This is a genomic window from Rivihabitans pingtungensis (assembly GCF_003201855.1).
In the GTDB taxonomy this organism is placed as follows: Bacteria; Pseudomonadota; Gammaproteobacteria; order Burkholderiales; family Aquaspirillaceae; genus Rivihabitans; species Rivihabitans pingtungensis.
Window position 1 is genome coordinate 76,520 of the sequence record NZ_QJKI01000001.1, and the last position, 18,241, is coordinate 94,760.

Here is an 18,241-nt window from a genome sequence, read left to right on the forward strand (position 1 = left end):
GGGCGTACTCCGGATAAAAAAGTCGGTGTCCAATAGACAAGGCGCGGGCGAGGCCCGCGCCAATTAAGAGCCGCTAAGCGCCGCTCACAAAACTCTCCTGGCGTTGTTACGCGGCCTTGTCGTACTTGTTGTACTGCCTGCGGCCGCGTGCCTAGCCAGGAACGCTACGCTGAGTTTTGTGAGCGGCGCTAAACAAAACCCGCCTGGCGTTGTTACGCGGCCTTGTCGTACTTGTTGTACTGCCTGCGGCCGCGTGCCTAGCCAGGAACGCTGCGCTGAGTTTTGTGAGCGGCGCTAAAAACCCACCCGCCCCGGCCAACGCCGGGGCAAGGCGTCAAACCACGATATTGACCAGACGACCCGGCACCACCACCACTTTTTTGGGCGGCTGGCCTTCGGTGAACTTTTGCACGTTCTCGTTGGCCAGCGCGGCGGCCTCGATCACTGCGCGGTTGGCGTCCTTGGCCACGGTGATGCTGCCGCGCAGCTTGCCGTTAACCTGCACCATCAGCTCGATTTCGTCCTGCACCAGCGCGCTGGCGTCCACCGCCGGCCAGCGCTGGGCTTCCAGCGTGGTGCCCGGGCGCAGTTCGCCCCACAGCGCGTCGGTGACGTGCGGCACAATCGGCGCCAGCAGCAGCACGGCGGATTCCAGGGTTTCCTGCGCTACGGCGCGGCCTTGCTCGGCGGACAACGCGGTTTTGTCCAGGGTGTTGAGCAGCTCCATCACCGCCGCGATGGCGGTATTGAACTGCTGGCGCACGCCGTAATCGTCGCTGACTTTCTGGATGGTGCTGTGCAGCTTGAAGCGCAGGGCTTTTTCCGCCGCCGTGAGCTCACCGCCCTGATAGGCGCTGGCCACGCCAGCGGCCACGTGCTCATGCACGGTCTTCCACAGCCGCTTGAGGAAGCGGAACGCGCCTTCCACGCCGGCGTCCGACCATTCCAGGCTCTGGCTGGGCGGGGCGGCAAACATCATGAACAGGCGGGCGGTGTCGGCGCCGTATTGCTCGATCAGCGCTTGCGGGTCCACGCCGTTGTTCTTGGACTTGGACATTTTTTCCGTGCCGCCAATCACCACCGGCTGGCCATCGGCGCGCAACACGGCCTGGATGATCTTGCCCTTGCCGTCGCGTTGCATATCGACATCGGCCGGGTTGATCCAGTCTTTTTTGCCGTCCGGCAGATCGCGGTAGAAGGTGTCGGCAATCACCATGCCCTGGGTCAGCAGGCGCTGGAACGGCTCGGTGTTGTTCAGCAGGCCTTCGTCGCGCATCAGCTTGTTGAAGAAGCGCGCGTACAACAAGTGCAGAATGGCGTGTTCGATGCCGCCGACGTATTGATCGACGTTCATCCAGTAATTGGCGCGCTCGTCCACCATGCCAGTGGTGCAATCCGGGCTGGCGTAGCGGGCAAAGTACCAGCTGGACTCGACAAAGGTATCCATGGTGTCGGTTTCGCGGCGCGCCGGCTTGCCGCAGCACGGGCAAGTGGTTTGGTAAAACTCGGGCATTTTGGCCAGCGGCGAACCCATGCCGTCCGGCACCACGTCTTCCGGCAGCACCACCGGCAGCTGATCGTCCGGCACCGGCACGTCGCCACAGCTGTCGCAATGGATGATGGGAATCGGGCAGCCCCAGTAGCGCTGGCGGCTGATGCCCCAGTCGCGCAGGCGGTATTGGGTTTTCTTTTCGCCGGCTTGCTTGGCGGCCAGGTCGGCGACAATGGCGTCAAAGGCGGCGCTGACGCTCAGGCCGTCGTACTTGCCGCAGTTCACCGTCACCGTGGCGCCGTCTTCTTTCATGGCGTACCAGTCGTGCCATACGGTGGCGTCGAACTCGGGCAGGCCGTCGGCGGTGGGCTTGAGCACCTGCACCATCGGCAGCTGGTATTTGTTGGCAAAGGCATAGTCGCGCTCGTCGTGCGCCGGCACCGCCATCACCGCGCCTTCGCCGTAGCCCATCAGCACATAGTTGGCCACCCACACCGGCAGTTTTTCGCCGGTCAGCGGATGGACGACGAACAGGCCGGTGTTCATGCCTTTCTTTTCCATGGTGGCCATGTCGGCTTCCGCCACCGAACCGGATTTGCACTCGGCGATAAACGCCGCCAGCTCGGCATTGCCCTGCGCGGCCTGGGTGGCCAGCGGGTGTTCCGCCGCCACGGCCACGTAGGTGGCGCCCATCAGCGTATCCGGACGGGTGGTGTACACCTTCAGCTGGCCGGCGTGGCCGATGCTGGCTTCGTCGTAGGCAAAGGTGATGTCGGCGCCAAAGCTCTTGCCGATCCAGTTTTTCTGCATGGTCACCACTTGCGGCGGCCAGTCCAGCGTGTCCAGGTCGGCCAGCAGCTCGTCGGCGTAGGCGGTGATGCGGAAGTAATACATCGGGATGTCGCGCTTTTCCACCAGCGCGCCCGAGCGCCAGCCGCGCCCGTCGATCACCTGCTCGTTGGCCAGCACGGTTTGATCCACCGGATCCCAGTTGACCACGCCGTTTTTCTTGTAGATCAAGCCCTTCTGGAACAGGCGGGTGAACAGCCATTGCTCCCAGCGGTAGTAATCCGGCTTGCAGGTGGTGACTTCACGGTCCCAATCAATGGCAAAGCCCAGGCTCTTGAGCTGTTGCTTCATGTAGGCGATGTTTTCGTAAGTCCACGCCGCCGGAGCGACGTTGTGCTTCATCGCGGCGTTTTCCGCCGGCATGCCAAAGGCGTCCCAACCCATCGGTTGCAGCACGTTAAAGCCGTTCAGCGCCTTGTAGCGGCTGAGCACGTCGCCAATGGTGTAGTTGCGCACATGGCCCATGTGCAACTTGCCCGACGGGTAGGGAAACATCGACAGGCAGTAGAACTTGGGCCGGCTGGTGTCTTCCACGGCTTTGAAAATCTGGTTTTTTTCCCAGCGCGCCTGCACGGCGGGCTCGATATCACGAGGAGAGTAATGTTCTTGCATGATGGGCAATGTGTCGGCAATCGGTTACGGCGGCGCACGCGCCGCCAAAGGCGGAATCGGGCGATTATACCCGATGTCGCGCGCCGCCATGCGCCGGGCAAGCGGTGCATGGCGGCGCGCGGGGGGGGCTTGATGAAAATGGCTGGGGGAGCGGCCAGAATAGGGATGAGCTAAGGTTGGGCGCTCAGTGCGGCGGCGCGCCGAGCACCTCGCTCAAGGCGGCGGCGTCCAGCACGGCTTCGCTCCAGGCTTCCAGCTGCGCGGCGTCGGCGTGCGCCAGGCGCGCCAGCGCCCAATCTGGCAAAGGGCCAAAGCGCCGGTCGAGCAAGCGCTGCAAAAGCTGACGCTCACCCTGGGCGAGCCCTTGCTGGCGCCCCTGCTCAATGCCGCTGGCCATGCCTTGCTGGATGCCCTGCTGCATGCCCAGCAACATCCCTTGCTCGCGGCCCTCGGCCAGCGCCTGTTCTTTCCAGCGGTCGATATTGGTTTCCAGCATGTCCATGCTCTCGTTCAAGATTCGGTCCAGCACGACCGCCAGGCCGGCGGGCGGGCGATTTGTCAAACCAGACAATATCCATCTGCCGCCCGCCAAGCCAGGTCGCTTACGCCATCCCCAGCAGCAACCCCACTCCCGCCACCGCCAGCAGTGCGCCGATGGCGCGGCTGATGCGGTGCAGCGGCACATACAGCGCCAGGCCGGCCAGGTGCAGCGCGGCGGAGGCGGCCATGAAGCCGGCACCGTAGGCCAGCAGGCTGGCGCTGGCCGGCATTTCTGCGCCGTGGGCCAGGCCGTGCAGCAGGGCAAAGCCGCCGGTCAGGCCCAGGCCGGCCCAGCGCGGCAGGCGCGCGCGGGCGGCCAGCAGCAGGCCCAGCGCCAGCACCGAGGCGGCGATGCCGGCTTCTACGCCGGGCAGCCACAGCCCGGCCGCGCCCAGCGCGCCGCCCACCGCCAGCAGGGCGACAAAGGCCAGCGGCGCTTGCCAGCGCGCGGCGCCGCCTTGCTGGCCGGCCCACAGGCCCACCGCCAGCATGGCCAGCAGGTGGTCGGCGCCGCCCAGCGGGTGGCTCAGGCCGGCCAGCATGGCCGAGTCATGGCCGGCGTGGCCGCTGTGCGCCAGGGCGGCGCTGCTGGCCAGGGCCAGCGGCAGGATAAGCAGGGATTTACGCATGAGACGCCTCCGGGTCAAGATTGAGCATGCCTTTTTCTTCGATCAAGGCAATGATGTCGGCCAGGCCCTGGCCGGTTTTCAGGTTGGAAAACAAAAACGGCCGCTCGCCGCGCATGGTCTTGGCGTCGCGCGCCATCACCTCCAGCGAGGCGCCCACCAGCGGGGCCAGGTCAATTTTGTTGATCACCAGCAGGTCAGACTTGCAAATGCCCGGCCCGCCCTTGCGCGGAATCTTGTCGCCGGCGGAGACATCAATCACGTAGATGGTCAGGTCGGACAATTCCGGGCTGAAGGTGGCGGCCAGGTTGTCGCCGCCGGATTCGACAAAAATCACGTCCAGGCCAGGATGGCGGGCGTTCAGCCGGGCGACGGCTTCGAGGTTGATCGAGGCGTCTTCGCGGATGGCGGTGTGCGGGCAGCCGCCGGTTTCCACGCCGATGATGCGATCCGGCGACAGCGCCTCGTTGCGCACCAGAAACTGGGCGTCTTCCTGGGTGTAGATGTCGTTGGTGACCACGGCGATGTTGTAACGCTCGCGCAACGCGGCGCACAAAGCCCAGGTGAGATGGGTCTTGCCCGAGCCCACCGGGCCGCCGATGCCCACGCGCAAAGGGGTGGCTGACATGAAACGCTCCTTACAGTAAAACCCGTCCGCCGCAGACAGCGGGCCGGGGGTCTATCGTCAGATAAAAAAATCCATTTGCCCATCCCCTATCTCCTCACCGACGCGATTTGGTGCGGGTGAGCATCAGGGAGGGGTGAAACTCAGCAAAAAAGGCCAGGGCAAGTTCACCGTCAGTACGCCGTGGCCCCTGGCCTGGGTCCCCGCCTGCGCGGGGACGACGCAGAGGCGGGTCACACCACCTGAGTGGCGCACGATGCGCCACCTCGTCATCTCCTCCAGCCACACGTTGCGCCCCACTTCGTCATTCCAGCGCAGGCGGGAATCCAGCAGCGCGCCACAGCGTGGCGAGGGGGCGAAAACTCAGCCGGCCAAAGCCACCGCGCCTTGCACACCGCCAACCGCCCCGATCACGAGCGGAACAGCCGGCTGTACTGGGTTTCGTGGCGCAGGGCCATCCAGCTTTGCATTGGGGCGAAGGCGCTCAGCCGGGCGTCGGGCAGGGTCAGCGCCTGTTCGCTGGCGGCGGCCAGCGCCGGCAGCAGGGCGGACATCAGTTGCTGGCCGGCGGTCTGGCCCATGGGCAACGCCTTCATCAGCACCATCACCTGGTTTTCCAGCCAGCCCCACAGATAGGCTTGCACCACGGTGGCTTCGTCCAGCCCCAGCCGGCAGCCGGCCCAGCCATAGGCCAGCAAAAAGGCCAGTTCGCCGTCTTGCAGGGCGGCGGGCAGCGGCTGGCTGGCGGTTTCCGGCAGGGCGGCCAGCAGCTGGCGCAGCGAATAGCCCATCTGCACGCTTTCCTGACGCTGTTCGCGGCTGTCGCGGCTGGCCAGCAGGGTCTGGTTCAGCGCCACTAGCGCTGGCGCGTCGTTGGCGGCGCTGGCGCGATGGGCGCGCGCCAGCATCGGCGCGTCGTAGCGGCTGACCGGGCCGGCCAGCAGGCCGCGCAGCCAGTGCTCGGCGCTGGCGCGGTCGTGGATCTGGCCCAGATCAATGGCGGTTTCCAGCCCTTGCGAGTAGCTGTAGGCGCCAATCGGCAGGCCGGGGCTGGCCAGACGCAGGCATTGCAGGGCGGCCAGCGGGGTCATGCGCTGTCGTCCGGGCTGCCGTCGCGGCGAAACTGGTGCAGGCGCGGCGCGTACTGAAACACGCTGTCCTTGCCGTGCGAGTGGTGATGGCCGCCGCCGTAGGCGCCGGATTCCGGCTGGAACGGTGCGTTGAGCGCCTGCACGCTGACGCCCAGTTGATCGAGCATGGCGTGCAGCACGCTGTCTTCGGCCAGGCGCAGCCAGCCCTCGCCCACTTGCACCGGCACATGGCGGTTGCCCAGGTGGTAGGCGGCGCGGGTGAGTTCGCGCGCGTCGGCGGCGGTGACGTGCAGCAACGGCTCGGGCAGGGCGCGCACGCGCGCCACCCGGCCGTCGTTGGCCAGCAGGCGGTCGCCGTCGGCCAGCGGCGGGCTGCCGGCGGCCAGAAACAGCGCCACGTCCTCGCCGTCGGCGCTGCGGGTGCGCAGCCGGGTTTTGCAGCGCAGCTCGTGGGTCATGGCCAGTTCGGCGTCCCAGTGTTCGCCGGGCTCGGCGTGTCGGGTCAGGGTGAGCATGGGCGGCCTCAGAACAGAAAATACCGCTGCGCCATCGGCAGCACCTCGGCCGGCTCGCACCACAGCAGCTCGCCGTTGGCGCGCACCTGATAGGTTTGCGGATCGACGCTGATGTCCGGCAGCCAGTTGTTGTGGATCAGGTCGGTTTTTTGCACGCTGCGGCAGCCCTGCACCGCCACCAGGCGCTTGGCCAGGCCAAGTTGCTGGCCGATATTGGCGTCCAGCGCGGCTTGCGAGACAAAGGTCACCGAGGTGGCGGTCATCGCCGCGCCAAAAGCGCCGAACATCGGCCGGTAGTGCACCGGCTGCGGGGTGGGGATGCTGGCGTTGGCGTCGCCCATGGCGGCGGCGGCGATCATGCCGCCCTTGAGGATCAGGCTGGGCTTGACGCCAAAAAACGCCGGCTTCCACAGCACCAGGTCAGCCAGCTTGCCGACTTCGACGCTGCCCACCTCGTGCGCCACGCCGTGGGTGAGCGCCGGGTTGATGGTGTATTTGGCGATGTAGCGCTTGGCGCGGAAGTTGTCATTGCCCGGGCCGTCGTCCGGCAGCGCGCCGCGCTGGCGCTTCATTTTGTCGGCGGTTTGCCAGCAGCGTAAAATCACCTCGCCCACCCGGCCCATGGCCTGGCTGTCGGACGAAATCATCGAAAACGCCCCCAGATCGTGCAGGATGTCTTCGGCGGCGATGGTTTCCCGGCGGATGCGGCTTTCGGCAAAAGCCACGTCTTCGGCAATGCTCGGGTCGAGGTGGTGGCACACCATCAGCATGTCCAGATGCTCGTCGATGGTGTTCACCGTGTACGGCCGGGTGGGGTTGGTCGAGCTGGGCAGCACATTGGGCTGGCCGCAGGCCTTGATGATGTCCGGGGCATGGCCGCCGCCTGCGCCTTCGGTGTGGTAGGTGTGAATCACCCGACCCTTGAAGGCGGCAAAGGTGGCTTCGACAAAGCCGGATTCGTTCAGCGTGTCGGTGTGGATGGCCACCTGCACGTCCATTTCGTCGGCCACCGACAGGCAGTTGTCGATGGCGGCCGGGGTGGTGCCCCAGTCTTCATGCAGCTTCAGGCCGATGGCGCCGGCGCGCACCTGCTCGCGCAGCGGCTCGGGCAGGCTGGCGTTGCCCTTGCCGGTAAAGCCCAGGTTCATCGGGAAGCTGTCCGCCGCCTTGAGCATCTGCGCCAGATGCCACGGCCCCGAGGTGCAGGTGGTGGCGTTGGTGCCGGTGGCCGGGCCGGTGCCGCCGCCAATCATGGTGGTGACGCCGCTCATCAGCGCTTCTTCGATTTGCTGCGGGCAGATGAAGTGAATATGGGTGTCGATGCCGCCCGCAGTGATGATGCAGCCTTCGCCGGCAATAATCTCGGTGGACGCGCCAATCAGCAGCGTCACGCCGGGTTGAATATCCGGGTTGCCGGCCTTGCCGATGCCGGCAATGCGCCCGGCCTTCAGGCCGATGTCGGCCTTGACGATGCCCCAGTGGTCCAGAATCAGCGCATTGGTGATCACCGTGTCCATCACCTCGGCGGCCAGCGCCTGACCCTGGCCCATGCCGTCGCGAATCACCTTGCCGCCGCCGAATTTGACTTCTTCGCCGTACACGGTGAAATCCTGCTCGACTTCGATCCACAGCTCGGTGTCGGCCAGCCGCACCTTGTCGCCCACGGTCGGGCCGAACATCTCGGCGTAGGCTTGTCTGCTCAGTTTCATAGCGCCCCCATCACCTTGCCCTGAAATCCATACACCCGGCGCGCGCCGGCCAGCTCGACCAGCTCGACGGTGCGGGTTTGCCCCGGCTCAAAGCGCACGGCGGCGCCGGATGGAATGTTCAGCCGAAAGCCGCGCGCGGCGGCGCGGTCAAATTGCAGGGCGTCGTTGGTTTCAAAAAAATGGTAGTGCGAGCCCACCTGAATGGGCCGGTCGCCGCTATTGGCCACCACCAGGGTGATGCAGGCGCGGCCGGCGTTCAGTTCGATCTCGCCGTCAGCGGCGCGGATTTCTCCGGGAATCATGGCGTGTGTCCTTTGCGGGTTCAGACGATGGGCTGGTGAACGGTGACCAGCTTGGTGCCGTCGGGAAAGGTGGCTTCCACCTGGATGTCGCTGATCATCTCGGCCACGCCGTCCATCACGTCGGCGCGGGTGAGCAGGGTGGTGCCTTCGTGCATCAGCTCGGCCACCGTGCGGCCATCGCGCGCGCCTTCCATGATCGCCGCCGACAGATAGGCCACGGCTTCCGGGTAGTTCAGCTTCAGGCCGCGCGCCTTGCGCCGCTCGGCCAGCAAGGCGGCAGTGAACAGCAAGAGCTTGTCTTTTTCGCGGGGCGTCAGTTCCATGCGGGTTCCTTCATTGTGATCGGTGCATTGATCGGATTTGCGTTGTTCAATCTGGCCCGGCGCGCCGGGCAGTGGGCAAGGCAACTGCCACGTTATCAAGTGCGCCAGATGCGCGGCGCGTGCGCCGGGCGTTGCAGCCAATGGGGGCGCAGCGCTGTCCACAGTGCGCGTTGCCAGGCCAGCGCCGCTTCGGCGGAGTCACCCAGCCAGCGCGCCAGCCAGACGCCGGGCAGTTGCGTGCAGGCGGCGTGGCCGTGTTCGGCGCAGCAGGCGCGCGCCAGCGCCATGGCGGGTTCGTCCAGTTCGGGGCCGGCCCACAGCAGGGTGGCGGCCACACCGTGGCCGGCCAGGCCGGCGGCGGCGTCCAGCAGGGGGTCGTCGCCGTCCAGCCATAGCTGTTCGTGCCAGATTAATTGGCCATTGCGCCACAGTTCGCTGTGCTGTGCCCAGTGGCCGCAAGCAAAACGTTCGCCAGCGGCGGGCCGGCCCAGGCACACCACGTCGCCCCACAGCAGGCGGGCGTCGCCGGCCAGTTCGATATGGGCGCTGAGTTCGGCGCGCGCGCCAGAAAACAGGATGGTTTCTTGCGGCAGCCATTCCAGCACCGCGCCAGCGGCCAGGCGGGCGCTGAGGGTTTGTTGCGCCGGGGTGTGCTGGCAGCGATACCATTTGGCGGCGCCGGGGCTGGTGAGCAGGGCGTGGCTGTCGGGGCCGAGGTCGAGGTCCAGGCGCAGGTGGTCGCCGCCGGCGATGCCGCCGGGCGGGTGGACGATGATGTGGTGGCAGACGTCCGGGCCTTCGGGGTGGAAGTGTTTTTGCACCCGCAGCGGGCCGCGATGCCAGCGCCGGCTGGGCAGGCTGGCGCCGTCGCGGCGCTGGTAGGCCAGTTCCAGTTCGGCTTGCCAGCCGGTGTGCCAGGGGGGCGTGGCGTGGGCGTTCATGGGGGTCTCTGGTAAATAGGGGGATTGTCCCGGATTTGTTGGGCTTGGCAAGCGGGGAGGGCGCATGTGGGGTATTGGGGTGGGTGAATAGTGAAAAGGGAGCCGCGCTGTCGCGCGGGGACTGATTTTGGGCGGGAGTGCGTCCCGCAGCCGCCCTACTTTCTTTGCTTCGCCAAAGAAAGTAGGCAAAGAAAGGCGACCCCAGGACGCCCGCCCGTCCGCCGCCTGCGGCGTCGGTGGTCCCTTGCGCTTCTCGCCAGCCCGGGCCGTCCCGGAATGGCGCGCCGCCTGCGGCGTCGCTTAGCCGGGCCGGACTGCCCCCGGGCTGGCTGCGATGCTCAGCGGGCTTTATGGGGCCCAAACCCGGTTAAGCGCAGCGGGCTGCGCGTTGTAACTTGGTTTGGCGCGGGTTTAGCATCGCTCACAAAACACAACGAGCTGGCCCCATTGCTTCACCTCTGTCCCCACGATTTCCCTCATCCTTGTTTCCACTTACATAGCGTCGCTCACAAAACCCAGCGAAGCGGTCCTGGCTAGGCGCGCGACCGCAGACAGTACGGGTAGTACGGCAAGGTCGGGCAACAACGCCAGGAGGGTTTTGTGAGCGGCGCTAAATCGCCAGCAGTTCCCGCACGCCCTCCTTGGCCATATCTTCGCCGCGCCCCTGGCGGATGATTTCGCCGCGTGACATCACCAGGTATTGGTCGGCGAGTTGTTCGGCGAAGTCGTAATACTGTTCCACCAGCAGGATGGCCATGTCGCCGCGTTGGGCGAGTTGGCGGATGACTTCGCCGATTTGTTTGATGATGGATGGTTGGATGCCTTCGGTGGGTTCGTCCAGGATCAGCAGTTTGGGTTGGCTGACCAGGGCGCGGCCGATGGCGAGTTGTTGTTGCTGGCCGCCGGATAAATCTCCGCCACGGCGGTGTTTCATGTCGGCCAGCACCGGGAACATCTGGTAAACAAAGTCGGGGATGTCGCGCCCGGTTTTGCCCGAGAAGCGCGCCAGGCCCATTTTCAGGTTTTCTTCGACGGTGAGGCGGGCGAAGACTTCCCGGCCTTGCGGCACGTAGGCGACGGCTTGGGCCACGCGCTGGTGCGGGGCAGTATTATTCAGGCGTTTGCCTTGCCAGACGATTTCGCCGCTGCGCGCCGGGATTTGCCCCATCAGGCATTTGAGCAGGGTGCTTTTGCCCACGCCGTTGCGGCCCAGCAGGCAGGTGGTTTGGCCGATGGGCGCGGTGAAGCTGATGTCGCGCAGGATGTGGCTGCCGCCATAGTATTGGTTGAGAGCGTCCACTTTCAGCATGGTTATGCGCTTTCTTTCAGCGGGCCGCGTCAGCGGCCCAGGTAGACTTCAATCACCCGCTCGTCGGCTTGCACCTGGGCCAGGCTGCCTTCGGCCAGCACGCTGCCTTCGGCCAGCACGGTGACTTTTTCGGCGATGGCGCCGACAAAGGCCATGTCGTGCTCGACCACCATCAGCGAGTGCTTGCCCTTGAGGGTGAGCAGGAGTTCGGCGGTTTTTTCGGTTTCGGCGTCGGTCATGCCGGCTACGGGTTCGTCCAGCAGCAAGAGCTTGGGCTCTTGCGCCAGCAGCATGCCGATTTCCAGCCATTGCTTTTGCCCGTGCGAGAGCAGGCCGGCTTCGCGCTGGCGTTGCTCGCCCAGGCGGATCAGCCCCAGCAGCTCGTCGATGCGGTCGCGCTGTTGGCCGGAGAGCCGGGCGCGCAGGCTGGCCCAGACTGATTTATCGGTTTTCAGGGCGATTTCCAGGTTTTCCGCCACGGTCATCGCCTCGAACACCGTCGGCTTCTGGAATTTGCGGCCAATGCCAATCTGGGCGATGGTCGGTTCGTTCAGCCGGGTGAGGTCGATGGTCTGGCCAAAAAATGCCGTGCCGGCGTCCGGGCGGGTTTTGCCGGTGATGACGTCCATCATGGTGGTCTTGCCGGCGCCATTGGGGCCGATGATGCAGCGCAGCTCGCCCACGGCGATGTCCAGGGTGAGTTTGTTCAGCGCCCGAAAGCCGTCAAAACTCACCGTGATATCGTCCAGATACAAAATATCGCCGTGGCGGGTGTCCAGTTGGCTGGCGTCCACCGGACGGGCCAGGCCGGTGGCCTCGCCTTCCCAGCCAAAGTCTTCGCCAGTGGCGGCGTCGGTGCGCGGGCTCATGTGGAAGCTCCTTTGCGGGTGAGCAGGCCCATCACCCCACGCGGCAGGAACAGCGTGACGGCGATGAACAAAAAGCCCAGAAAAAACAGCCAGTATTCGGGAAACGCCACGGTGAACCAGCTCTTGGCCAGGTTGATCAGCCCGGCGCCCAGCAGCGGGCCAATCAGCGTGCCGCGCCCGCCCACCGCCACCCAGATGGCGATTTCAATCGAGTTGCCCGGCGACATTTCCGAGGGGTTGATAATGCCCACCTGCGGCACGTACAGCGCGCCGGCTACGCCGCAAATCACCGCCGACAACACCCAGATGAACAGCTTGTAGCCCAGCGGGTTGTAGCCGCAGAACATCAGCCGCGATTCGGCGTCGCGCACGGCGGTGAGGATGCGGCCGAATTTGGAGCGGGTGAGCTTCCAGCCGCCGTACAGCGCCAGCACCAGCAGCAGCACGGTGAGCAAAAACAGCACGGCGCGGGTGGCCGGGGCCGCCACCGGAAAGCCCAGAATGCGCTTGAAGTCGGTAAAGCCGTTATTGCCGCCAAAGCCGGTTTCGTTACGAAAAAACAGCAACATGGCGGCAAAGGTCAGCGCCTGGGTCATGATCGAGAAATACACCCCCTTGATGCGCGAGCGAAACGCCAGCCAGCCAAAGCCCAGCGCCAACAGGCCAGGAACCAGCACCACCAGCAGCATGGACCAGACAAAGCTGTCGGTGCCTTGCCAGTACCACGGCAGGGTTTTCCAGTCGAGAAACACCATGAAGTCCGGCAGGTCGCTTTGGTAATTGCCGTCGCGGCCAATCTGGCGCATCAGATACATGCCCATGCCATAGCCGCCCAGGGCAAAAAACAGCCCATGGCCCAGGCTGAGCAGGCCGGTGTAGCCCCACACCAGATCCATGGCCAGCGCGACAATCGCGTAGCACAGAATCTTGCCGGCCAGGGTCAGCGTGTAGGCCGACACATGCAGGGCGTGGCTCTCTGGCAACAGGTGCATGATGGGCAGGGCGACCAGGCTGGCCAGCGCCAGCCCGCCCAGCAGGCGCGCCTGCGCCGGGCCGAGTGCGCCAATCAGGCGTTGTGAATACGGTTGATGCATGCTCTGGCTCCTAGTCGATCACCCGGCCCTTGAGGGCAAACAGGCCTTGCGGACGTTTCTGGATGAACAGGATGATGAAGGCGAGGATGGCGATTTTGCCCAGCACGGCGCCCACTTGCGGCTCGAGGATTTTATTGACCATGCCCAGGCCCATCGCCCCCACCACGGTGCCGGCCAGTTGGCCGACGCCACCCAGCACCACCACCATGAAGCTGTCAACGATATAACCCTGGCCCAGGTCGGGGCCGACGTTGCCAATCTGGCTTAGCGCCACCCCGCCCAGCCCGGCAATGCCCGAGCCCAGGCCAAAGGCCAGCATGTCCACCCGGCCGGTGGGCACGCCCACGCAGTCGGCCATGCGGCGGTTTTGCGTCACCGCGCGGACAAACAGCCCCAGCCGGGTTTTGTTCAGCAGCAGCCAGGTCAGCAGCAGCACCGCCAGCACAAAGCCGATAATGGCGATGCGGTTATACGGCAGGGTCAGCGCGGCGTTGAGCTGCCAGCCGCCAGACAGCCAGTCCGGGTTGGCCACTTCTACGTTTTGCGCGCCAAACAGCACGCGCACGCTTTGCATCAGCATCAGGCTGATGCCCCAGGTGGCCAGCAGGGTTTCCAGCGGGCGGCCATACAGATGGCGAATCACCAGCCGTTCCAGCGCCATGCCAATCAGCGCAGTCACCACAAACGCCACCGGCAGCGCGGCAATCAGGTAGGCGCCAAACTGCTCGGGCCAGTATTGGCGAAACAGCATTTGCACCACATAAGTGGAATACGCGCCCAGCATCAGCATCTCGCCGTGCGCCATATTGATCACCCCCAGCAGGCCATAGGTGATGGCCAGGCCCAGCGCCGCCAGCAGCAGCACCGAGCCCAGGCTGACGCCGCTGAAGGCGTGGCCGAGCAGCTCGAACATGAACAGGCGGCTGTCCATGGCCTTGACGCTGCTGGCGGCGGCGGCGCGCACGCTGGCGTCGGGCTCGTTGGCCGGCTCGGTCAGCGCTTGCAAGCGGGTGCGCACCGCCGGGTCGGCGCTGTCGGCCAGCGCAATCACCGCTTGTTTGCGTTGCGCGGCGTCGGCATGGCTCAGGCGCAGATTGGCGCTGACCTGGCCGATGGCGGTGCGCACCGCCGGGTCGGTTTCTTGTTTCAGTTGCGCATCCAGCAGCGGCAGCAGCGCGCTGGAGCTGGCGTCGGCCAGGGTGCGCAGCGCCGCCAGCCGGGCGCTGGCTTCTGGCGCGCTCAAGGCGCGCGCGGCGTGGGCGATGTCCAGCGCGGCGCGCACCCGGTTATTCAACGGGATGGCTTCCAGCGTGCTTTCGTCCACCTTCACCGCCTGGCCGCTGTCGGCGTCGGCAAAACCGGCGTCGGTTTGCACATAGGCCTTGCCGTCGGCGTTTTGGTACAGCCGGCCTTCGGCCAGCGCCTGCATCAAGGCCGCCTGCGCCGGCTGGCCTTCGGCCGCCCAGCGTTCGATCAATTCGGCGCGCGCGCCGGCATCGGCTTGCACCAGCGCCTGCGCCGGGCTATCCGCCCAGGCCGGCCAGCACATCAGCAGCGCCAGCCACGGCAAAATGGCGTGCAATAAGCGTGAACGCATGCCCAAATCCTTGGAAAAATTGGAAAAAAACGGGGCGGCCAGCGCCCCGCACAAACACAACCGTGCAGCGGGATGCACGGCGGGCCAGCCTCGGCGGGTATCTACCGCACCAGCCCATCCCTGTGGCCAGGGATAACCAGCGCGCGCCAGTGGCTTCAGGGGAAACCAGCGCACGCCCGGCTAAGAGTCGCTAACAAAACCCAGCGAAGCGGCCCTGGCTAGGCGTGTGACCGCAGACAGTACAAAAGCAGTACGGCAAGGTCACACAACAACGCCAGGGGGTTTTGTTAGCAGCTCTAAGCGTTGCTCACAAAACCCTCCTGGCCTTGTTGTGCCAAGCGACCAGGATGGCTGCCTTGGGTTTTGTGAACCACTCGAAACCGGGGCCGCCGCAGCATGCGGCGGCAAAGAGCATCGCGGCGCGGCGCAGACCATGCTGCACCGCGACGCCAACACAGCGTTCAACCCAATTGGGTGGGGCTGAGCCGCTCTTACTTGCTCTTCACCGGGGTGTCCGGCTTGCCTTCATTGCCGGGGATGAACGGGCTCCACGGCTGGGCGCGCACCGGGGCGGACGTTTTCCACACCACCGAGAACTGGCCATTCGGCTGCACTTCACCAATCATCACCGGCTTGTGCAGATGGTGATTCTTTTCGTCCATCTTCAGGGTGAAGCCAGACGGCGCCTTGAAGCTGATGCCGGCCATCGCCTTGCTCACCGCCGCCACATCGGTGCTGCCGGCCTTCTTGACCGCTTCGGCCCACATATTGATGCCCACATAGGTGGCTTCCATCGGGTCGTTGGTCACCAGCTTGTCGGCGCCGGCCATGCCCTTCTTCTTGGCCCAGGCTTTGTAATCGGCAATCCATTTGCTGTTGACCGGGTTCTTCACGCTCATGAAGTAGTTCCAGGCGGCCAGATGGCCCACCAGCGGCTTGGTGTCGATGCCCTTGAGCTCTTCCTCACCCACCGAGAACGCCACCACCGGCACATCGGTGGCTTTCAGGCCCTGGTTGCCCAGCTCTTTGTAGAACGGCACATTGGAATCGCCGTTGATGGTGGAAATCACCGCCGTCTTGCCGCCAGCGGCAAATTTCTTGATGTTGGCGACAATGGTCTGGTAATCGCTGTGGCCAAACGGGGTGTACACCTCTTGGATGTCGCTATCCTTCACGCCCTTGGATTTCAGGAAGGCGCGCAGAATCTTGTTGGTGGTGCGCGGGTAGACATAGTCGGTGCCCAGCAGGAAGAAGCGCTTGGCCCCGCCGCCGTCCTTGCTCATCAGGTATTCCACCGCCGGAATCGCCTGCTGGTTCGGCGCGGCGCCGGTGTAGAACACATTGGGCGACAGCTCTTCGCCTTCATACTGCACCGGGTAGAACAGCAGACCGTTCAGCTCTTCGTACACCGGCAGCACCGACTTGCGCGACACCGACGTCCAACAGCCAAACGTGACGGCCACTTTGTCCTTGGTCAGCAACTGACGAGCCTTCTCGGCAAACAACGGCCAGTTGGACGCCGGATCCACCACCACCGGCTCCAGCTTCTTGCCCAGCACGCCACCCTTGGCGTTGATCTCGTCAATGGCGAACAAGGCCATGTCTTTCAGCGAGGTTTCGGAAATCGCCATGGTGCCGGACAGCGAATGCAGCACACCCACCTTGATGGTGTCAGCGGCAAAAGCAGTCGGGGCCATCGCCAGGGCGACAGAAAGGGCAGTGGCTTTCAGAATGAAACGACGGGTCAGCATGGGGGGCGCTCCTGTGTTGGATGTCACGGTGTCTGGGGTGCTGCAACATGGGAGGCAATGTACGGCGGGAGTGCTGCACTGCGGAATACGTCATCTTGCGTATGGGGGTGGGTGACAGCATCCCATTACACACATCTCTTCTGTATTCACGTCAGGAAAGCAAAACGGCCCTCAAGATGGTAAAAAAATAGCCATCTTTTACCATTTTTTGGCTGTTTTGCTGCGCTCGGCTCACTTCCGGGGGCAGGGCACAGCACCCTAAACTTGCACCTTATCCATAAAGAACAATTCAAGTATTTGATTTTAAATGGAAAAATTTCACACTAGAGCAGGGCAGCAGGATGGCAGAAGTGGTAGCAATTTTTTGAGTGGTGAGGCATGATTAAGAGTGTTCACACAGTCAAGCTGAGAGAGTACTGACTAAGAGCGGCTAACAAAACCCAGCGAAGCGATCCTGGCTAGGCGCACGACCGTAGACAGTACAGGTAGTACGGCAAGGTCGTGCAACAACGCCAGGAGGGTTTTGTTAGCCGCTCTAAGGTGATGATCTTCTAAACTTTAAAAATAAAATTGCATCAACCTTCTAAAGGTGCTTAAAGTAAAAAACGCTAGTAAAATTAAGCGCATGAACCAATCCATTCACTACTTTTTGGTATTTTTTGAGAACAGACAACCTTTAAAACAAGACAAATGAAAAATTTAGATATTTATCATGGCACAAGCAAAGAAAACGCTCAAAATATTATTAGCGTGGGGTTTAAGAAAAGTTTAAATGGAGATGAGTACCTAGGCTCCGGCGTATATTTTTTCATTGAGGGTGTTTGTTGCCCCATTACAGCAGGAAAGCGCTGGGCAGGGTCAAAATACAAAAACTCAGCTATAGCAGTAATCAAAGCAAAAATAAATAAAGAGGACTGTGAAATATTGGATCTAAGAGTTGATGAAAATATTAAAAAATTTAATGCGTACAAAGAATATTTTTATGAAAAACTAAAAGAGGAAAATATTGCGCTTGAAATTTTTCCCGAGCGCAGAAGTAACTGGGGTGATAAATACAAGATCGCTAACTTTATAATAGATCACGCTGAGATAGATGTCTTGATAAAAAACGAACACTTCCCAGAGGTTGGTTGCCAACTAGAACAGGAGCAAAAAATCCGAGCTAAAGTCGAAAACTGCACTATTGCAAATGTAACCAATCAATCCAAAATTTTATATACATCTGTTCTGATGCTTTAGTTACGGGGAAAATCATGAGTCACTCACTGGATATAGCACTCAAGAAACTCAAGGAAATGTCAAGGGACGAACTCTTGTTAAGATTAAAAAAACATGAAATTGCGTTTATTGACAATAGCAAACCAAATGGCTTGAATAAATCCAATAACTTTAAAGAAGCAGGAGTTGTTTTGATTTCTTTTTCCACCCCATTAGTCAGAGACTTTCATCAGGAATTTTACGTTAATAACCAATGGCCTCAATTTGCAGAAGCGGCATAAATTATGCAGATAACACTCTTAAAAACTTACGCAGAAGAATTTTCACTAAGCCCTTTTACAGAGGAGGACATTAATGAAGATGAAGTTGATTTCACTATATTTACAGCAATACAAGAAGGAGAGACAGATAAGTTCTTAATCGGCTTTGATTTACTCATTAGAGTTCAACGTAACAATCAATTTTGCACGAGGTATTTGGCTGAATTTAAGAGCAGCGAAAAAATAACGCCAGAACTTTTAGACACCAATTCTTTTTTTCATGTAAACGCACCAGCAATTGCCTATCCATTTATGCGCGCTTTTATAGCAACAGTACTGCTTAATGCAGGATATGAGCCGCCGATGTTACCAGCCGTAAACTTTCAGGAGCTGTATAATATAAAGAGAAGCTCAAATTAACTATACAATTGAGGCACAAGCCCCTCGGTTTCACCAAGAATTTTTGCGGGCAACTAATGTGCCTTTACAAAAACCATATTTATTCTTTGCATTCTAAT

At 62.3% G+C, this 18,241-nt stretch carries 18 protein-coding genes; 3 read left to right on the top strand and 15 right to left on the bottom strand.

What is annotated here, in order from left to right:
• Window positions 1-334 precede the first annotated feature (334 nt).
• The 15 genes from leuS to urtA form a co-directional block, all read right to left on the bottom strand.
• On the bottom strand, window positions 335-2,953 hold the full coding sequence (leuS, locus tag DFR34_RS00355; RefSeq protein WP_110389175.1) for a leucine--tRNA ligase: 2,619 nt from the start codon (window positions 2,951-2,953) through the stop codon (window positions 335-337).
• A 184-nt stretch (window positions 2,954-3,137) separates the two neighbouring features.
• On the bottom strand, window positions 3,138-3,467 hold the full coding sequence (locus tag DFR34_RS00360) for a DUF4351 domain-containing protein (protein WP_158281701.1): 330 nt from the start codon (window positions 3,465-3,467) through the stop codon (window positions 3,138-3,140).
• An 88-nt stretch (window positions 3,468-3,555) separates the two neighbouring features.
• A complete protein-coding gene (locus tag DFR34_RS00365; protein ID WP_110389177.1) occupies window positions 3,556-4,122 on the bottom strand; it encodes a HupE/UreJ family protein in 567 nt (188 codons plus the stop codon).
• A complete protein-coding gene (gene ureG / locus DFR34_RS00370; protein ID WP_110389178.1) occupies window positions 4,115-4,747 on the bottom strand; it encodes an urease accessory protein UreG in 633 nt (210 codons plus the stop codon). Before ureG ends, DFR34_RS00365 begins: the two co-directional genes overlap by 8 nt.
• Window positions 4,748-5,154: 407 nt before the next feature.
• A complete protein-coding gene (locus DFR34_RS00375) occupies window positions 5,155-5,835 on the bottom strand; it encodes an urease accessory protein UreF (RefSeq protein ID WP_110389179.1) in 681 nt (226 codons plus the stop codon).
• Window positions 5,832-6,350, bottom strand: coding sequence for an urease accessory protein UreE (gene ureE, locus DFR34_RS00380; protein WP_110389180.1), 519 nt, complete (start codon window positions 6,348-6,350; stop codon window positions 5,832-5,834). The genes DFR34_RS00375 and ureE overlap by 4 nt, the downstream gene beginning before the upstream one ends.
• A gap of 8 nt (window positions 6,351-6,358) precedes the next feature.
• A complete protein-coding gene (gene ureC / locus DFR34_RS00385) occupies window positions 6,359-8,059 on the bottom strand; it encodes an urease subunit alpha (RefSeq protein ID WP_110389181.1) in 1,701 nt (566 codons plus the stop codon).
• The gene (locus tag DFR34_RS00390) at window positions 8,056-8,361 is read right to left on the bottom strand and encodes an urease subunit beta (RefSeq protein WP_110389182.1); all 306 of its coding nucleotides are present in this window, start codon (window positions 8,359-8,361) and stop codon (window positions 8,056-8,058) included. Before DFR34_RS00390 ends, ureC begins: the two co-directional genes overlap by 4 nt.
• 20 nt (window positions 8,362-8,381) lie before the next feature.
• Window positions 8,382-8,684: an urease subunit gamma gene (gene ureA, locus DFR34_RS00395; RefSeq protein WP_110389450.1), complete on the bottom strand. Its 303-nt coding sequence runs from the start codon at window positions 8,682-8,684 to the stop codon at window positions 8,382-8,384.
• A gap of 95 nt (window positions 8,685-8,779) precedes the next feature.
• Entirely contained in the window at window positions 8,780-9,625 is an 846-nt protein-coding gene (locus DFR34_RS00400; RefSeq protein WP_110389183.1) for an urease accessory protein UreD, read from the bottom strand.
• Window positions 9,626-10,235: 610 nt separating this feature from the next.
• Window positions 10,236-10,934: an urea ABC transporter ATP-binding subunit UrtE gene (gene urtE / locus DFR34_RS00405; RefSeq protein WP_110389184.1), complete on the bottom strand. Its 699-nt coding sequence runs from the start codon at window positions 10,932-10,934 to the stop codon at window positions 10,236-10,238.
• Window positions 10,935-10,963: 29 nt separating this feature from the next.
• Window positions 10,964-11,803 (bottom strand): urea ABC transporter ATP-binding protein UrtD, encoded by an 840-nt coding sequence (gene urtD / locus DFR34_RS00410; RefSeq protein ID WP_110389185.1) that lies wholly within the window; start codon window positions 11,801-11,803, stop codon window positions 10,964-10,966.
• Window positions 11,800-12,897, bottom strand: a complete 1,098-nt coding sequence (gene urtC, locus DFR34_RS00415; protein ID WP_110389186.1) for an urea ABC transporter permease subunit UrtC — start codon at window positions 12,895-12,897, stop codon at window positions 11,800-11,802. Before urtC ends, urtD begins: the two co-directional genes overlap by 4 nt.
• A gap of 10 nt (window positions 12,898-12,907) precedes the next feature.
• Window positions 12,908-14,494, bottom strand: coding sequence for an urea ABC transporter permease subunit UrtB (urtB, locus tag DFR34_RS00420; protein ID WP_110389451.1), 1,587 nt, complete (start codon window positions 14,492-14,494; stop codon window positions 12,908-12,910).
• Window positions 14,495-14,985: 491 nt separating this feature from the next.
• Window positions 14,986-16,245, bottom strand: a complete 1,260-nt coding sequence (gene urtA, locus DFR34_RS00425) for an urea ABC transporter substrate-binding protein (RefSeq protein ID WP_211309242.1) — start codon at window positions 16,243-16,245, stop codon at window positions 14,986-14,988.
• A 690-nt stretch (window positions 16,246-16,935) separates the two neighbouring features.
• Here urtA and DFR34_RS16685 point away from each other — a divergent pair.
• From DFR34_RS16685 to DFR34_RS00430, 3 genes are read left to right on the top strand one after another with little or no spacing between them, the layout of a single operon-like run.
• The gene (locus DFR34_RS16685; RefSeq protein ID WP_146215012.1) at window positions 16,936-17,484 is read left to right on the top strand and encodes a hypothetical protein; all 549 of its coding nucleotides are present in this window, start codon (window positions 16,936-16,938) and stop codon (window positions 17,482-17,484) included.
• Window positions 17,485-17,498: 14 nt separating this feature from the next.
• The gene (locus tag DFR34_RS16690) at window positions 17,499-17,744 is read left to right on the top strand and encodes a hypothetical protein (RefSeq protein WP_146215013.1); all 246 of its coding nucleotides are present in this window, start codon (window positions 17,499-17,501) and stop codon (window positions 17,742-17,744) included.
• A gap of 3 nt (window positions 17,745-17,747) precedes the next feature.
• Complete coding sequence (locus DFR34_RS00430; protein ID WP_110389187.1) at window positions 17,748-18,143, top strand: protein-export chaperone SecB; 396 nt, start codon at window positions 17,748-17,750, stop codon at window positions 18,141-18,143.
• The last annotated feature ends 98 nt before the right edge of the window (window positions 18,144-18,241 follow it).

Coding starts and splice junctions, on each gene's coding strand:
- leuS (WP_110389175.1), bottom strand. CDS start 2,953: ATGCAAGAACATTACTCTCCTCGTGATATCGAGCCCGCCGTGCAGGCG.
- DFR34_RS00365 (WP_110389177.1), bottom strand. CDS start 4,122: ATGCGTAAATCCCTGCTTATCCTGCCGCTGGCCCTGGCCAGCAGCGCC.
- ureG (WP_110389178.1), bottom strand. CDS start 4,747: ATGTCAGCCACCCCTTTGCGCGTGGGCATCGGCGGCCCGGTGGGCTCG.
- DFR34_RS00375 (WP_110389179.1), bottom strand. CDS start 5,835: ATGACCCCGCTGGCCGCCCTGCAATGCCTGCGTCTGGCCAGCCCCGGC.
- ureE (WP_110389180.1), bottom strand. CDS start 6,350: ATGCTCACCCTGACCCGACACGCCGAGCCCGGCGAACACTGGGACGCC.
- ureC (WP_110389181.1), bottom strand. CDS start 8,059: ATGAAACTGAGCAGACAAGCCTACGCCGAGATGTTCGGCCCGACCGTG.
- DFR34_RS00390 (WP_110389182.1), bottom strand. CDS start 8,361: ATGATTCCCGGAGAAATCCGCGCCGCTGACGGCGAGATCGAACTGAAC.
- ureA (WP_110389450.1), bottom strand. CDS start 8,684: ATGGAACTGACGCCCCGCGAAAAAGACAAGCTCTTGCTGTTCACTGCC.
- DFR34_RS00400 (WP_110389183.1), bottom strand. CDS start 9,625: ATGAACGCCCACGCCACGCCCCCCTGGCACACCGGCTGGCAAGCCGAA.
- urtE (WP_110389184.1), bottom strand. CDS start 10,934: ATGCTGAAAGTGGACGCTCTCAACCAATACTATGGCGGCAGCCACATC.
- urtD (WP_110389185.1), bottom strand. CDS start 11,803: ATGAGCCCGCGCACCGACGCCGCCACTGGCGAAGACTTTGGCTGGGAA.
- urtC (WP_110389186.1), bottom strand. CDS start 12,897: ATGCATCAACCGTATTCACAACGCCTGATTGGCGCACTCGGCCCGGCG.
- urtB (WP_110389451.1), bottom strand. CDS start 14,494: ATGCGTTCACGCTTATTGCACGCCATTTTGCCGTGGCTGGCGCTGCTG.
- urtA (WP_211309242.1), bottom strand. CDS start 16,245: ATGCTGACCCGTCGTTTCATTCTGAAAGCCACTGCCCTTTCTGTCGCC.
- DFR34_RS16685 (WP_146215012.1), top strand. CDS start 16,936: ATGAAAAATTTAGATATTTATCATGGCACAAGCAAAGAAAACGCTCAA.
- DFR34_RS16690 (WP_146215013.1), top strand. CDS start 17,499: ATGAGTCACTCACTGGATATAGCACTCAAGAAACTCAAGGAAATGTCA.
- DFR34_RS00430 (WP_110389187.1), top strand. CDS start 17,748: ATGCAGATAACACTCTTAAAAACTTACGCAGAAGAATTTTCACTAAGC.